This is a genomic window from Methylobacterium sp. A54F (assembly GCF_053346035.1).
The window spans coordinates 99,057-112,579 of record NZ_JBKFBF010000008.1 but is presented as its reverse complement, the minus strand read 5'-3'; the positions used below and the strand labels follow the sequence as shown (position 1 = coordinate 112,579).

Below are 13,523 nucleotides of genomic sequence, written 5' to 3'. Positions count from 1 at the left end.
CACCAGGCTGGACCGCCCGTTGCCGAAGGTCCACGAAAAAGCCGCCCGGCGGGTTGCCGGGCGGCTCGGTGACGCGGTGAGCGGGTCAGGCGGCGCGGATCAATACTTGCGCACCAGCGGCTCCGGCATCGGCGCCGGCGCCTCGCCGAAGGTGTAGCGGATGCCGCCGTAGATCGAGAGCGGCTGCGCCAGCGTGGTGGTGCGCACGTCGTTGACCGGGTAGCGGCCGGCGACGACCCCGGGCTCGAAGAAGGTCCCGAAGGTCGCGTAGCGGTTGTTCGTCAGGTTGGTGACGAAGCCGAACAGCTCGAGGCTCGGATTGACCCGGTAGCTCGTGTTCAGGTTCATCACGTAGTAGGACGGCAGCTTCCGGTTGAGGTTCGACTCGTCGCCCCGGTAGTAGGAGGACGAGTAGGCCTGCAGCGCCAGGCCGACGCGCCAGCGCGGCAGCACCTCGACGTCGAAGCCGACCTTGAACTGATGGTCGGGGATCAGCGGGACCTTGTTGCCGGGCGTCACGAAGATGGCGCCGCCGTCCGAGAGCGGGTTATTCGGCGAGGACAGGGTGCCGTTGAAGCGGAAGGTCGCGTCGATCAGGGCGTAGTTCGCGTAGACGGTCAGCCAGTCGGCGATGTACTCGACGCCGGCCTCGAAGCCCTGCCGGCGGGTGGCGGGCACGTTGACGAAGTAGCCGCGCGCCGAGTTGCCCGGGGTCGCGAGCTGCAGGATGTCGTTCGCCAGGTCGGTGCGGAAGGCACCGATCTTATAGTTGACGAGACCCCCGTCGTAGAAGTTCGGCAGCGCGCCGCGGAAGCCCACCTCGTAGGTCTGACCGGTGACCTGCTTGAGCGGCGGGTCCGCGACCAGGGAGTTCGGCAGCAGGCAGGGCCGCAGGGGGTTCGCGCAGGCGAGCTCCAGCGGCGTCGGCGCACGGTTCGACTCCGAGTAGCCGCCGTAGAGCGACAGCCCCGGGCTGAAGCGATAGGTCAGGCCCGCCACCGGGTTGATCTTGTTGAAGTAGTGCGTGCCGTTCACGTCCGGCGAGAAGCCGGTCTGGTCCGTGGTGGAGATGCGCGCGAAGTTGAGGCGGGCGCCGGCCGTGAGCGAGAGTGCGTCGGTCAGGTCGATCGTGTCGGTGGCGTAGAGACCCATGTAGAGGTTCGAGCCGATCACCGAACTCGGCGCGATGCCGAGCGCCGCGGCGGTGCGCAGGAAGTCACTGCCGAGCCCCGGGATGACGCCGTAGGTGGGGTTGTTGGGGTTCGTGGTCACCGACAGGTCGGGGTTGATCACCCCGAGGGTGCTCGACGATTTGTAGCTGTAATCCGCCACGTCGATCGAGCCGCCGACCACGAAGCTGTTGCCGAACCCGAACACGCGGTCGCGGTTGGCCGCCTGGAGCGAGCCGCCGTAGCCCGTGGCCTGCGTCTTGGTCACGTCGAGGGTGCCGTAGGGCACGCCGGCCGTGAACGGGATGCCGTTGGCGGCCGTGTTGCGGCCGAGGAGGAGGAACTGGTTGCGGAAGTCGAGCTGCGACTGACCTGCCCCCCGCGTGAACCCGTCATCCTCGAAGCAGATCCGGCCGCGGAAGCTCGACTGCGTGCTGCAGTTCTCGACGTCCGTATCGTTGCCGTCGACGTAGGTCTGGCTGAAGCGGCGGAAGTAGGCGTTGCCGGCGAGGTCCCAGGTCGGCGAGATGTCGACGCGGCCGGTCAGTTGCAGCGTGCCGAGCTCGGTGGTGGTGGTCTGCGGATAGGTGAAGATCGCCCGCGGGTCGCGGTGGGTGAAGTCCACCGGCGTCGCCGCCGCGGCGCCGAAATACGTGCGGGCCACCTGCCCGATCAGGTGGAACTCCGAGTCCAGGGTGCGGTAGCCGACATCCGAATAGATGCGGCCGATCGTGCTGGGGCTCTGGTAGCGCCAGCCGCGGTCGTTCAGGCCGTCGCCCGCGAAGTAGAAGCTCCAGGGGCCGATCATCTTGCCGTACTGGAGGGAGCCGGCGGTTCGCGCGTCCGAGCCGCCGAAGGCCGTGATCTCGGTGCCCTGCCAGGTGAAGCCGTTCTTCATCTGGATGTTGATGGCGCCGCCGAGCGCGTTCAGGCCGAAGACCGGGTTGCCGGTGACCACGTCGATGCGGTTGATCGCGACCTGCGGGATCAGGTCGAGGTTGACCGTGTCGCCGAACGCCTCGTTGATGCGCACGCCGTTCTGGTAGACCGCGAGGCCCTGGGGCACGCCCGTCACGGGCGAGGCCTGGAAGCCGCGATAGTTGATGTCGACGCGGTTGTTGTTGCCCTGAGAGTCCGAGAGGTTCAGGCCGGGCACCCGGCGGGCCAGCGTCTCGACGGCGTTGAAGGTCGCCCGGTCGAAGTTCAGGTCGGAGGCCGTCACCGACTCGACGGTGCTGGGGATCTTGTAGAGGGGCTGGGCGCCGCCGCGCAGGCGCTCCGTGGCCGGGGCCTGGATGGCGGGACCCGCCGGACCGTCGAGGACCGGAAGCGCCGGTGCGCCGCTGCCGGCCGAGGTGCCCACCGGCGTCGTCGCCACGACGCTGATCTCGCCGAGCGTGACGGCTTGCTGGGCCTGAGCCGCGAGCGGCACAAGAGCCACCGACGCGAACAGTCCAAATCGCAGCGAGCGCATAAGTCCCCCAACCCAACCGATGTCGTAGCCGCCCCTCACGGAGGCGTGTGCTGCCATCCATGCGGTGGGGCGCGCGGCGCGACAAGACGGCCAAGCTCGGATTCGCGGGTTTGATCGACCTCCGGTCCGACATTGCAAATCTGCGTGACGTCGGCGCCACATTCCACTTACGGTTCAGGCTCTTAGTTGAGCAAAGTGGCAAGCGGACCCGGGATAATCTGGCAATACCCGGAGGCGATCCCGGGCGCCCGAGCCGTGGCGCGGCAGTTCCGCGATTCGGGCTCGCCGAGCCTGCGGAATTGCCGGGCCGGCGCTCCGGGACATCACCGCCACGGGCCCGGGCGGAGAGGCTGCCGCGGGCGCGTTCGGAGGTGGGCTAGCTGCAGTTCACCCGCACCGTGAAGGTCTTGGCCTTCTCGGCGATGGTCGCGGCATCCATCGGCTCGGAGCCGCGCCCCGCGACGACGGCATCGATTCCGTTCGCCTCCAGGAAGTTGAGCGCCGTCGTCGTCTTGATGGCGAAGTTCACGTTCTGAGCGAGGTCCGAGGTGACGCTCGCGAGCCTCAGGGCGTTCAGCTTGGAGACGATGACGCCCACGACGTTGCCGTACTGGTCGACGAGCGGCCCCCCGGAATTGCCCGGCTGAACCGGAACCGAGACCTGGATCCTGCTCGTGTCGTCGGCCAGCCCCGCCGTCGCGGTGACGTTGCCCATCGTGAAGTTGCCGCTCGTCGCCAGGATGCCGTTCAGCGGGAAACCGTAGGCGAAGACGGCCTCGCCGACGCGCGCCCGGATGGCCAGGGGCGGAACGGCCGGCGGGCTCGCGTCCGTGCTCAGCACGGCGAGGTCGTTGGCCGCATCGCTCGCCACGAGCCGCGCCCTGATCGGGGGCGCCCCGACATGCGAGACGGTGATCGCGCCGCAGCCCTCGATGACGTGATGGTTCGTCATCACATGGCCGCGCTGCGAGACGTAGAAGCCGGTCCCCTGGCTACCCTTGCCTGCCCCTCCGGCCTCGTCCCGCGTGATCGCCGGACCGGCCGTCCTCGCGCTGGCGGCCGTCGCCTCCTTCTGGCAACCCAGGACCGCGTCGAAGGCCTCGGTCGAGCCCACCAGCGACAGGGTCGCGATCTGGCGTCCCCCGAACACGATACCGATCGCCCCCGCATTGGACAGGTCGGCCACGAAGCGCTCGCGCAGGCCCGACTGGAACAGGCCCCGCGCGTCGCCCCGCTCGAAGCCCGTGAAGGTCCCGCGCCACTTCCCCTGGCCCGTAGTGGACATCTGAAGATCGTACTGGCCGCCGACCTCGATCGACCGCCACTTCGGATTGGTGAAGGCCACGTAGGACGTGCCGCGCGTGCCGCCGATGCCGAACCACATCGTGGTGCCGTCCCCGTAGGTGGCAGCGGCCAGGCAGCCGCCGACCGACTCGCTGTAGCCGATCGACCATCCGGCGACCTTCCCGAAGGTCCGGTCCACCGTCAGGTTCGGCGGAGCCGGGGAGGCGTGCGACGGTGCGGCGACCATCGACGCGGCGGCCAGCATTGCGGCGCCGGCGATGCTGCTGCGGCAGGTCCTCGTCATGTCCGGGCCCTTCCCTCGAACCTGCGGCTCAGCGACCGTTGCTGACGGCCGTCGTGACAGGAGCCTGGGATTTCGCGAAGGGATCGGCGGAGGCATCGACGACCTGCGCACCCTTCGTGGTTGCCGCAGGCGTGCCGCGCACGCGGGCGACGCGCGTCCTGGGGGCAGCCCGGACATGGCGGGGCCGGCCGTAGACGACGACCGTGCGCGGGCGCGCATGCTGCATCATCGAGCCCGCGATGACCCCGCCCAGCACGCCGCCGGCGATCCCGCCCAGGAAGGAGCCCGCATTCTGCGCGCGAGCATCGGTCGGAGCGAGTGCAAGGGATAAGGCAGCAACGGTTGCCGTAAGCATGAGCAAGCTTTTGCTGAGCATGACGATGAGCCCTCGACAATGGTGAAGGTGCTGGCGCGGACTCGGAGTATTCTTGCGTTCCGGCAGCCGAGCGAGAGCTGCTCAGGACGTCCGCCCCTCGCTCACGAGCTTAGCCGTAGCCCTTAGGTTGTGAAGGGCTGACCCGAGGATTCATCGGGAATTGGATAACGCTAAACTACGTAGTCGAGGCGCAAGACAGGCGAACCACAGGTAGCTGCCAAGAAAACTCTCGCCTGGACCCGGCCGTACTTCGGTTGCATTGGCAATTACAATGCAATCCGCCCGTCCTCCGCGAACGGCGGACCGAGGGTGATCCGTCGTGCCGGGCATCGGGTGCCGGTCAAGAATGTGCTCACCTGCGGCATCGGAGGCGCCGATCACCGGCGGAACGCCCGGCGCCACCCCTCATGGGATCCGCTGTCGGCGGTGCGACGACTGGACGGGCGCGATGGGGCACCCCGTACGCGCAACCGCCCTCGATCCAGGCGACTGCGCGCGGCGGAGCGCCGGAGCCTCTCCCCGCGAGCGCGCCCGAACGGCACCCGGCCGCCTGCGGGCCGCCGTCAGTCTCCCGGGGCCCAGTCGATTGCCGGGCGTTGGGAGAGGATCCGCTCGAAATAGTTCGCCACGGCCTGGGCGCCGTCCGCGTGCATCATGGCGACCGGATGCGCGAGGTAGGCCCGCGCGAGGTCGGGGGGCAGGGTGCCGGCCTGGAGCGCGTCGAGCACCGCGTCGATGAAGGCGTCGTTCGCCTCGTTGAAGTCGCTCGACAGCTTCCTGCGGTCGTTCAGGGCCTTGATCGGCATCGTGCTGCCTGTCCTCGTCAGCGCCGGGCGGCCATCATGTCGTGGGTCAGGACGGTGAGCTTGCCGATCAGGCTGGTGATGTCCCGGGGGCTGCAGGACCATTGCGTGCCGACCGCCTCGCCGTCCGCCGACACCGAGACGACGGCCACCGAGCGGAGCTTGCCCTCGCGCGCCAGGGCCAGCTGATCCTGCAGCACCTCGATCACCGAGGCGACCGTCTCGTCGGCGACGACCGGTGCGATCCGGGCCGGAAAGGCCAGGACCTCGCCCTTCGTTCTGCTCTGCTTGCTCATGCGAACCCTCGTACAACGCCGCGTGCTTACCGCGCTTTGACCGATGGGTTCGGGGGATGTGTGGCAGCTTGACCTTTCAGGGCACAGTTCCGGGGTCACCGTGTCCCCGTTGCATCAGGGCGATGCGCCCGGGCCACGCCGGGGCCCGGCTCGGCACCCGCGATCGCCGGCAGGCCGGGCGGGATCGGGCCGTGGATGAGGGGCGTCAGTCCCGCGAATGGGGGCCGCGGCCGGCCTTGATGAACCTGCCGACCAGGAGGCCGACCGGAATCGAGAGCACGAGCCAGTTGCGGGCCAGGCGAAGCAATCTGGGCATGCAGCGCTCCCGTGTTGCGCAGCCGTATCCTGCACGACGCGGCCGGCGACCAAAGGTTCCTGGGCTGGCGTTCGCGGGACCGATCCGCGTCCGTCGTTCGCCAGGGCGAGGCTGAGCACGGCGCGTCGGCTGCGACCGTTCAGGCCCCGTCGAGGCCGGCAGGGTCTCGCCGGCACCGTCCCCTAGCGCCAGTCGTAAGGGTTGATGGGCTCGACGGCGTCACGGAGGGCCTCCACGAGCGGCTCGCGCCGCAGGCCGAGCTCGTGATCGATCGCTCGGAGGAAGGCCTCCCGGCCTGCCTGGAGGTCGCGGGCGAGACCGTCCTGCGGCCGAGCCAGCTCGACATGGGGCGGGTTCACCGAGACGGCGTAGCCGATCCCGCAGGTGGCCGCGGCGGACGTGACCGGGTCGCCGAGGCGGTAGCAGATGTAGACGCGGGTGAAGGGTTCCCCCGCGCGCTGAACGGCCTGCCAGCGCTCCAGCCGGAAGCGACCGGCGCGGACGCGCTCCGCGTAGGCCAGGGTCTCCGCCACCGTCACGTAGCCGTTGGTCTTGTGCGCCCGGACGAGGCCGACCGCCGCCTCCGGCGCGGGCAGGAACGGGTCGGGGGCAACCGCGCGCGGCCGCGCATCCGCGCCGGCGGTCGCACCGAGGCTGTGAACGACGACGGCGATCGGGAGCAGGATGCGACGCATGGTCGGGAAATAGCCGGCACCGCCCGCCCGTCGAGGGTCGCGGGGTGGTCTGCGACCGAGCCTGCCAGCAGGCCGGGGCTCGGTCGGCCGCGCTGCCTGCACCGACCTGTGACTGAGGAACGCGACGGCCGAGGTGTCGCCACGCCGCCATGCCCGCTGCGCGCGGTCGGACACGCCTCGGCTCGCCACGAACGGCTTGACCGTCTCGCGCAGCATGGACCGCCGCGCGGCGCGGAGCTTGGTGACCGAGGCCGACATGTCCCGGATGACGGCGGGGAACTTCTTCCCTCTCTCGAGCGCGATCTGCGCGAGCCGCACAGCGACGCGGCGCTCGTCTCCCTCTCGCTTTTCAGGCCCCTGACCCGAACGGGAGGGGAAAATCCGAAGTCTCTGTGAGGCGCACATACCTCTAAGGGTTGAACAAGTAGGTAATTGGAGCCTCGCTCAAATCGGGTATCTCTTCGACTAACACCGCGTGGCACGCCAGCGAGCCTTACGATGCACGTTTTTCGGACTGGCGATCATATCTTAGACAAAAGCAAGTTCTCAGACGTTTCTGTGCGAACGCTCATCAACGCGTCACAAGCGTTTGGAATGGTACTCATCATTTCCTACCATATTCATATTCTCTTATCGCCGATGAGCTTGTCACACTGGCGGTTTTATCAATTACTCGGGTTTTTCGGCGTGTTTCTGATGCCGATGTTCTTCCTGTTCGCAGGGTTATCTCTCTCCCGGATTTGGAGGCATAAATCATATTGCTTCGCAAAATCCAGGCTTATTTCTTATTCATGGCTTTTTTTGTTATGGTCTGCAATATATACTTGCGAAAATATCATATTCGGTGTCATTCAAGGAAAGAATATTCACGGTCTAATCATAGATCTCATGAAAGAGTTCCTGTATCCAACTTCTTTTCTATGGTTTATTTATAATCTATGCATATATATTGGTATATCAAGGTTCATACCGTACAGAAATCGATATTTATTCTTGACTGCGGTGCTATTGATGCAAGTCGTGTGCAGTGTGTACGATAGTCGAGATATGGATCGATTTATCAAGTGTCTGCTGTTCTTTTCCATCGGATATGTATTGCCGAATTCAGTCAAAAAGTTCATTACGGTTGTTACCATTCCGCGAGCGCTCGTTGCATGCTTTGTTTATACGGTTCTCTATGCAGCCTCCTCGGAAGACAATGGATTATTTCGGCAATTGGTCGATTGTGGCATGACTTTCTTGGGTGTGTACTGGTTTTCTCAGGCTTCAGTAATATTCTACATTATATTAAATTCCTCTCATGCGAACAAGCTGGCCTGCATGAATCTGCAAATGTATCTCATGCATATGCCAATATTGTTGTTGATCGTTATGCCGATCAGGATTTCAGGAATTCATATAAACAATAATATCCTGACTGTCGTTGCTCCAATTATATATCTGTCGGTGACATTGATTGTATGTTTTAAGATCCATAATTTGCTGAAAGCGTACAGCAGCCTGTTCTCGCCGCCTCAACTGGCGCGAAGGATCGGCGCGAGCATTCTCACGCGAATATCCAGCCTTCTGCATCGAACGCCGGCTTGGTCGGCGCAATGAAAAAAACGTGCCGCAGAGAGCGTGGGTCGGAACCCGCGAGTGGTAACGTGTGGGTTCGATAGGTCGCGCGGTGGAGGCGAGGCAGTTCGAAGGCAACTGTGCATCGCCGGGAAGCGAGGTCGTACCGTCGCGGAGAGGCTGCGGGGCTTCGTCGTTCCGGCCCGCGATCCGCGCTCCCCGATCCGGCGGGAGGACGGGTGCGGATCGGCGAGCGCGGACGGCCGGTGGGGCTCCGGCAACGCAGGATAGCTGATCGACCTCGGCGTGACTGTCGGGGTGAGCCTGACAAGGGGCGCACGCGGATCCGCCCGCGGCCGCGGTACCTAGGCACTATTCCGCTCTTCAGCGTAGAACCGTCAGACCTCAAGAGCAGCACGTTCCGGAATGTTGGATGATAGTCGAAACAAGGGAACCGACCATGCTCATACGAAAATTTCTAAGAGTATCACTCCGCAAGACCGGCACCGGGAACTTAATACAAAGTCGACCGACGAGATGGTGGAGATTTGTCTATCACTGGTAGCAAGGTCAATTTCTGCAATGCGCCGAAGCCCAATGCCAAGGAACAGCATCGGCCGCTCTTGGCGGCTGCTCTGATCGCATCGAGAGATTTCGAGGGATTGAAGGTGGGTCCCGGGGCCGAAGCCCCGGGTTCTGTTTCTACGGCTACCCTGCCGCAAGATGCTTACGCCGCGAGGCGGGCATCCATGACAACGTTATCGTTGGCATTTAGTTTTTGGCCCTATTGCCCGAAACGAGGTTCGCTCGCGTCAGACGAGGAGTACCTACCTCAAAGTCGCATTGTACCTTGCCGAGGCAAGATCAAACTCGCGGAGCCTTTACCGTCCAGTCGATCCTGTTTCGCCCCCATCAGGAACACCCTGGCAGCGCACGGCTCGCAACGACGGCCGTTTGCCCTGACCCCCGTGCGGTATCCGGGGCAAGGTGTTCTTGGTGGAGGCGCCGGGCACTGCCCCCGGGTCCTGAAACGTTATTACGAACCGGTCATCAACCGTGCCTGGATCCTAGCGATTTCAGGATCCGAGGTCCAGTCCAGCGGGAGCAGGTGCGGATCGGCGAGCGCGGACGGCCGGTTCGGGGCCGGCGCCGCGGAATAGCCGCACGACCTCGGCGTGGCTGTCGGGGTGAGCCTGCCAGGGGGCGCCGCGCGGGGATCCGTTCGCGGCCGCAGCACCGAGGCCGAGCCTAGTCGGCCGCGCCGAAATCGCCCCATTGCCGGCGCGCCGCGGACCACGCCTCAAGGTCTCGCAGCGGCAGTCGCACCTCGATCACGAGGTCATCGTCGAGCAGCCCCGGGACGATCTCGGTCGTCGCGTCGGGGAAGGCGGCCGTCACGGCGGCCTCGATGCGGGTGATGCGCGCCGCCCGGTCGGAGGTCGGCTCCACGATGATGTGCTTGATGATGCGGATCATGCCTGCCTGGGCCGGGCTGACCGGCGCGTGCCTCTTCGCGTCCCGACCCCAAGTCGCGCGCGACGTCTCGCGCGCCCGCGGCATGCCGCCGCTCGGACCGTCGTCGCTCGCGGTTCCACCGCGATCCCGCACCCGACCCCAAACGACTAAGGCCGCCCGGAGGCGGCCTTTGAGTCATTCGGTCGGTTGGGAAAATTGGAGCGGGCGAAGGGATTCGAACCCTCGACCCCAACCTTGGCAAGGTTGTGCTCTACCCCTGAGCTACACCCGCTCTCTCGGCGGTGCCGCTGGCGGCTCTCGGCCCCGGCGGCCCCGGACGGCGCTCTCTAAACACCATCTCGCCGGCCCTGGCAAGCGCCCGGGGCGAAGGTTTTTCGAGCCGGCATCGGATTCGCGGGTCACCACAGCTCGGCGGCCGGCAGCCCCTCGCGGATCTCGCGCAGGCGCTCGCGGGTGGCCCGGGTCGTTCCCTCCGGCAGGGCGTCCGGGGGGAAGAACGCGCAGGCCGCGATCTCGCGGTCGGGGGCCTTGCGGGATCCGGCCGCGATGGCCGGGGCGACGTAGAGCGCCACGTGGTCCCGCCCGGCCGCCGCGAGGTTGCGGTAGAACCCGTGCAGGCGCAGCGGCACCGACGGGTCCGGCACGATCGCCGCCTCCTCGCGGAACTCGCGCAGCATGGCGGCGCGGGCGGTCTCGCCGGTCTCGACGCCGCCCCCGGGCAGGTGCCAGCCGCTGATGTAGGTGTGCTGCACGAGGCAGACGCGGCCCTGCGCATCGAAGGCGGCCCCGCGCACGCCGAGGGTCATGCCCCGCGTCGCGAGGGCACCGAGGTGGAACAGGCGCCGGAACAGTGGCCGGTCGAGGATCATCGGCGCGTCAGACCACCGCGAGGCGGATCGCGCCGAGGCCCGCCACCGCGGCCTCCATGGTCTGGCCGCGCCGCACCGGCCCGACGCCGGAGGGCGTGCCGGTGAAGATCAGGTCGCCGGGCTGCAACTCGAAGTAGGCAGACAGGTAGGACACCTGCTCGGACACGGACCAGATCATCTCGGACAGGTCGCCGGACTGGCGCACTTCCCCGTCGACCGACAGGGTGATGGCGCCGCGGGCCGGGTGTCCGAGCGCCGACGCGGGATGGAGCGGGCCGATCGGGCCGGAGGCATCCGCGGCCTTGCCGAGGTCCCAGGGGCGGCGCAGGCCCTTCGCCTCCTCCTGGAGGTCGCGCCGGGTCATGTCGAGGCCGATCGCGTAGCCGTAGACGTGGTCGAGGGCGCTCTCGGCGGGGATGTCGCGGCCACCGCGCCCGAGGGCCGCCACCAGCTCGACCTCGAAGTGGTAGTTCTCGGTGCGCGGCGGATAGGGGTGCTCGACGGGCTCGGTCCCCTCCACGATCTGCAGGGCGTCGGCGGGCTTCATGAAGAAGAACGGCGGCTCGCGGTCCGGGTCGTTGCCCATCTCCCGGGCATGGGCGGCGTAGTTGCGCCCGACGCAGTAGACGCGGCGCACCGGGAACAGGTCCGCGCTGCCGACGATCGGGAGCGCCGTGCGCGGCGGGTTCTGGATGACGGAGAGCATAAGTGGCCTCTTCGACCTCGTTCGGGGGGACGGTGCCGCGCCCCTGCAAGGCGTCCGTCGCTCCGCTAATCTAGGCGCCATCGCGCGCCCTGAAAGCGTCGGCGTCGCGCGCGCCGTCCCGGATCCCGAGCCATGACCGAAGCCTCCGACTCCCTGCTGACCCGGCTCGGCGCGCGCCTCGGCCCCGCCAACGTGCTGCAGGCCGAGGCCGACCTCGCGCCCTACCTCGTCGAGTCCCGCGGCCTCTATCAAGGCCGCGCCCGCGCCGTGCTGCGCCCGGGCTCGACCGCCGAGGTCGCCTTCGCGGTGGAGGCCTGCGCTGCGGCGGGCGTCCCCGTCGTGGCGCAGGGGGGCAACACCGGCCTCGTCGGCGGCGGCGTGCCCCAGGGCGGCGTAGTGCTCTCCCTCGCGCGGATGACCGCCGTGCGGGCCCTCGACCCGTTCAACGCCACGATCACGGTGGAGGCCGGCGCCATCCTGGCGGAGGTCCAGGCGGCGGCCCGCGCGGCCGGGATGCTGTTTCCCCTCGCCTACGCGGCCGAGGGCTCGGCGCGGATCGGCGGCAACCTCGCGACGAACGCGGGCGGCACCAACGTGCTCGCCTACGGCAACGCCCGCGACCTCGTGCTCGGGCTCGAGGTGGTGCTGGCCGACGGACGGGTCTGGAACGGCCTGAAGGGCCTGCGCAAGAACAACGCCGGCTACGACCTGAAGAACCTCTTCGTCGGCTCGGAGGGCACCCTCGGCATCATCACGGCGGCGGTCCTCAAGCTCTTCCCGCTGCCGGTCTCGCAGGCGGTGGGCTTCGTGGGCCTCGCCGACGCGCGGGCGGCGCTCGCCCTGTTCGGGGCACTCCGCCGGGAGGCCGGCCCGGGGCTCACCGCCTTCGAGGTGCTGCCGCGCTTCGGCCTCGAGACGGTGCTGCGCCACACCCCCGGCACGGTCCGGCCGCTCGCGGGCGACCACGCCGCCTACGCCCTCGTCGAGTTCTCCTCGGCCCGGACCGGCGCCGACATGGCCGAGGCCCTGGAGGCGGCCCTCGGGGCGGCGCTCGCCGAGGGCACCGCCGAGGATGCCGTGGTCGCCCGCAGCGAGGCCCAGAACCGCGCGCTGTGGCGCCTGCGCGAGAGCCTGCCGGAGGCCCAGAAGCACGAGGGCGGCTCGATCAAGCACGACGTCTCGGTGCCGCTCTCGCGACTGCCCGATTTCCTGGAGCGGGCCACGGCCGCCTGCGAGGCCGCCATGCCGGGCCTGCGCGTCTGCGCCTTCGGCCATTTCGGCGACGGCAACGTCCACTTCAACCTGAGCCAGCCCGTGGGCATGGACCGCGCCGCGTTCCTGGCCGCCTGGGGCCGCTTCAACCGGATCGTCCACGACATCGTGGCCGAGCTCGACGGCTCCATCGCGGCCGAGCACGGGGTGGGGCTGATCAAGCGCGACGAGCTGCAGCGCTACGGCGACCCGGTCGCCCTCGACCTCATGCGCCGCCTCAAGGCGGCCCTCGACCCGGCCGACATCCTCAACCCCGGCAAGGTGATCGCCCTGTCGGCGGATGCACCGCCGGCCCTGCCCTGAGCGGAGGGCCCGGAGCGTCGCGACGGACCCGCAATCCGACTTGCGGGCGACCTATTGTGCGTCGCACAAAGACGGGGCAGGATGGACGCTCGCACCGCGCCATGAAACGGCTGCAAGGCCGGTCCAGGGTGCGGCCCACGATCCCGGGGACGCGACCGGACGGGACGGCACGGCGTTCGCATTATCGGAGCCTTAACGGCTCTCGGCGGAGTGTTAGGGTCCGCTTCATGATGCAGCGCACGCCCCGCCGGCCGATCCGCGAACCGCTCTGAGCGTAGGAGACGAGAATGCCGACCTCCCAGGCCCGTGTGCAGACCGCCGAGGCCAGCCGCTACCTGCAGCAGCTCTGCCGACACTGGAGCCACAAGTTCGCCGTGGAGGCGACCCCCGAGCACGGCACCGTGCCGTTCGGCGAGAACCGGGTCTGCACCTTCGACGCCGAGCCCGACGCCCTGCTGATGCGCATCGCCACGCCCGATCCCGCCGGCCTGACCCGCCTCGAGAACGTGGTCTCCGACCACCTCGCGCGCTTCGCCTTCCGGGAGAACCTCGGCGAGATCACCTGGTCGCGCGCCGCTTGATTCATCCGCCCGCCTGACGATCTTGGGGCGATCCCCCGGAAC

At 67.6% G+C, this 13,523-nt stretch carries 12 protein-coding genes, 1 tRNA gene and 1 other RNA gene; 3 read left to right on the top strand and 11 right to left on the bottom strand.

All coding sequences use genetic code 11. The annotated features are described in order from the left end of the window. Window positions 1-99: 99 nt before the first annotated feature. From ACLBXP_RS14815 to ACLBXP_RS14790, 6 genes are all read right to left on the bottom strand, one after another. The gene (locus ACLBXP_RS14815) at window positions 100-2,643 is read right to left on the bottom strand and encodes a TonB-dependent receptor (RefSeq protein WP_447668488.1); all 2,544 of its coding nucleotides are present in this window, start codon (window positions 2,641-2,643) and stop codon (window positions 100-102) included. 376 nt (window positions 2,644-3,019) lie between these two features. After that, complete coding sequence (locus tag ACLBXP_RS14810) at window positions 3,020-4,231, bottom strand: S1C family serine protease (protein ID WP_447668487.1); 1,212 nt, start codon at window positions 4,229-4,231, stop codon at window positions 3,020-3,022. A gap of 28 nt (window positions 4,232-4,259) precedes the next feature. Beyond that, window positions 4,260-4,607 (bottom strand): hypothetical protein, encoded by a 348-nt coding sequence (locus tag ACLBXP_RS14805; protein WP_447668486.1) that lies wholly within the window; start codon window positions 4,605-4,607, stop codon window positions 4,260-4,262. 563 nt (window positions 4,608-5,170) lie between these two features. Continuing rightward, window positions 5,171-5,413, bottom strand: a complete 243-nt coding sequence (locus ACLBXP_RS14800; RefSeq protein ID WP_447668485.1) for a hypothetical protein — start codon at window positions 5,411-5,413, stop codon at window positions 5,171-5,173. A 17-nt stretch (window positions 5,414-5,430) separates the two neighbouring features. Beyond that, window positions 5,431-5,706: a hypothetical protein gene (locus tag ACLBXP_RS14795; RefSeq protein WP_447668484.1), complete on the bottom strand. Its 276-nt coding sequence runs from the start codon at window positions 5,704-5,706 to the stop codon at window positions 5,431-5,433. A 498-nt stretch (window positions 5,707-6,204) separates the two neighbouring features. Then, on the bottom strand, window positions 6,205-6,717 hold the full coding sequence (locus ACLBXP_RS14790; protein WP_447668483.1) for a hypothetical protein: 513 nt from the start codon (window positions 6,715-6,717) through the stop codon (window positions 6,205-6,207). A gap of 498 nt (window positions 6,718-7,215) precedes the next feature. On the opposite strand from ACLBXP_RS14790, the gene ACLBXP_RS14785 reads away from it, so the two are divergent. After that, entirely contained in the window at window positions 7,216-8,316 is a 1,101-nt protein-coding gene (locus ACLBXP_RS14785) for an acyltransferase family protein (RefSeq protein WP_447668482.1), read from the top strand. Window positions 8,317-9,147: 831 nt separating this feature from the next. On the opposite strand, the gene ssrA is transcribed toward ACLBXP_RS14785, so the two are convergent. From ssrA to ACLBXP_RS14760, 5 genes are all read right to left on the bottom strand, one after another. Further along, window positions 9,148-9,320, bottom strand: a transfer-messenger RNA (tmRNA) gene (gene ssrA, locus ACLBXP_RS14780). A gap of 202 nt (window positions 9,321-9,522) precedes the next feature. Further along, window positions 9,523-9,750 (bottom strand): hypothetical protein, encoded by a 228-nt coding sequence (locus ACLBXP_RS14775; RefSeq protein WP_447668481.1) that lies wholly within the window; start codon window positions 9,748-9,750, stop codon window positions 9,523-9,525. A 196-nt stretch (window positions 9,751-9,946) separates the two neighbouring features. Then, window positions 9,947-10,021, bottom strand: a tRNA-Gly gene (locus ACLBXP_RS14770). Between the two features lie 127 nt (window positions 10,022-10,148). Beyond that, window positions 10,149-10,619 carry an NUDIX domain-containing protein gene (locus ACLBXP_RS14765; RefSeq protein ID WP_447668480.1) on the bottom strand — a complete coding sequence of 157 codons (471 nt, stop codon included), beginning with the start codon at window positions 10,617-10,619 and terminating at the stop codon, window positions 10,149-10,151. 7 nt (window positions 10,620-10,626) lie between these two features. After that, complete coding sequence (locus ACLBXP_RS14760) at window positions 10,627-11,325, bottom strand: fumarylacetoacetate hydrolase family protein (protein ID WP_447668479.1); 699 nt, start codon at window positions 11,323-11,325, stop codon at window positions 10,627-10,629. Window positions 11,326-11,457: 132 nt separating this feature from the next. Between ACLBXP_RS14760 and ACLBXP_RS14755 the strand changes: the two genes are divergently transcribed. Next, the gene (locus tag ACLBXP_RS14755) at window positions 11,458-12,900 is read left to right on the top strand and encodes an FAD-binding oxidoreductase (RefSeq protein ID WP_447668478.1); all 1,443 of its coding nucleotides are present in this window, start codon (window positions 11,458-11,460) and stop codon (window positions 12,898-12,900) included. A 287-nt stretch (window positions 12,901-13,187) separates the two neighbouring features. Further along, window positions 13,188-13,481, top strand: coding sequence for a DUF2218 domain-containing protein (locus tag ACLBXP_RS14750; RefSeq protein WP_447668477.1), 294 nt, complete (start codon window positions 13,188-13,190; stop codon window positions 13,479-13,481). Window positions 13,482-13,523: the final 42 nt, after the last annotated feature.

Coding starts and splice junctions, on each gene's coding strand:
- ACLBXP_RS14815 (WP_447668488.1), bottom strand. CDS start 2,643: ATGCGCTCGCTGCGATTTGGACTGTTCGCGTCGGTGGCTCTTGTGCCG.
- ACLBXP_RS14810 (WP_447668487.1), bottom strand. CDS start 4,231: ATGACGAGGACCTGCCGCAGCAGCATCGCCGGCGCCGCAATGCTGGCC.
- ACLBXP_RS14805 (WP_447668486.1), bottom strand. CDS start 4,607: ATGCTCAGCAAAAGCTTGCTCATGCTTACGGCAACCGTTGCTGCCTTA.
- ACLBXP_RS14800 (WP_447668485.1), bottom strand. CDS start 5,413: ATGCCGATCAAGGCCCTGAACGACCGCAGGAAGCTGTCGAGCGACTTC.
- ACLBXP_RS14795 (WP_447668484.1), bottom strand. CDS start 5,706: ATGAGCAAGCAGAGCAGAACGAAGGGCGAGGTCCTGGCCTTTCCGGCC.
- ACLBXP_RS14790 (WP_447668483.1), bottom strand. CDS start 6,717: ATGCGTCGCATCCTGCTCCCGATCGCCGTCGTCGTTCACAGCCTCGGT.
- ACLBXP_RS14785 (WP_447668482.1), top strand. CDS start 7,216: ATGCACGTTTTTCGGACTGGCGATCATATCTTAGACAAAAGCAAGTTC.
- ACLBXP_RS14775 (WP_447668481.1), bottom strand. CDS start 9,750: ATGATCCGCATCATCAAGCACATCATCGTGGAGCCGACCTCCGACCGG.
- ACLBXP_RS14765 (WP_447668480.1), bottom strand. CDS start 10,619: ATGATCCTCGACCGGCCACTGTTCCGGCGCCTGTTCCACCTCGGTGCC.
- ACLBXP_RS14760 (WP_447668479.1), bottom strand. CDS start 11,325: ATGCTCTCCGTCATCCAGAACCCGCCGCGCACGGCGCTCCCGATCGTC.
- ACLBXP_RS14755 (WP_447668478.1), top strand. CDS start 11,458: ATGACCGAAGCCTCCGACTCCCTGCTGACCCGGCTCGGCGCGCGCCTC.
- ACLBXP_RS14750 (WP_447668477.1), top strand. CDS start 13,188: ATGCCGACCTCCCAGGCCCGTGTGCAGACCGCCGAGGCCAGCCGCTAC.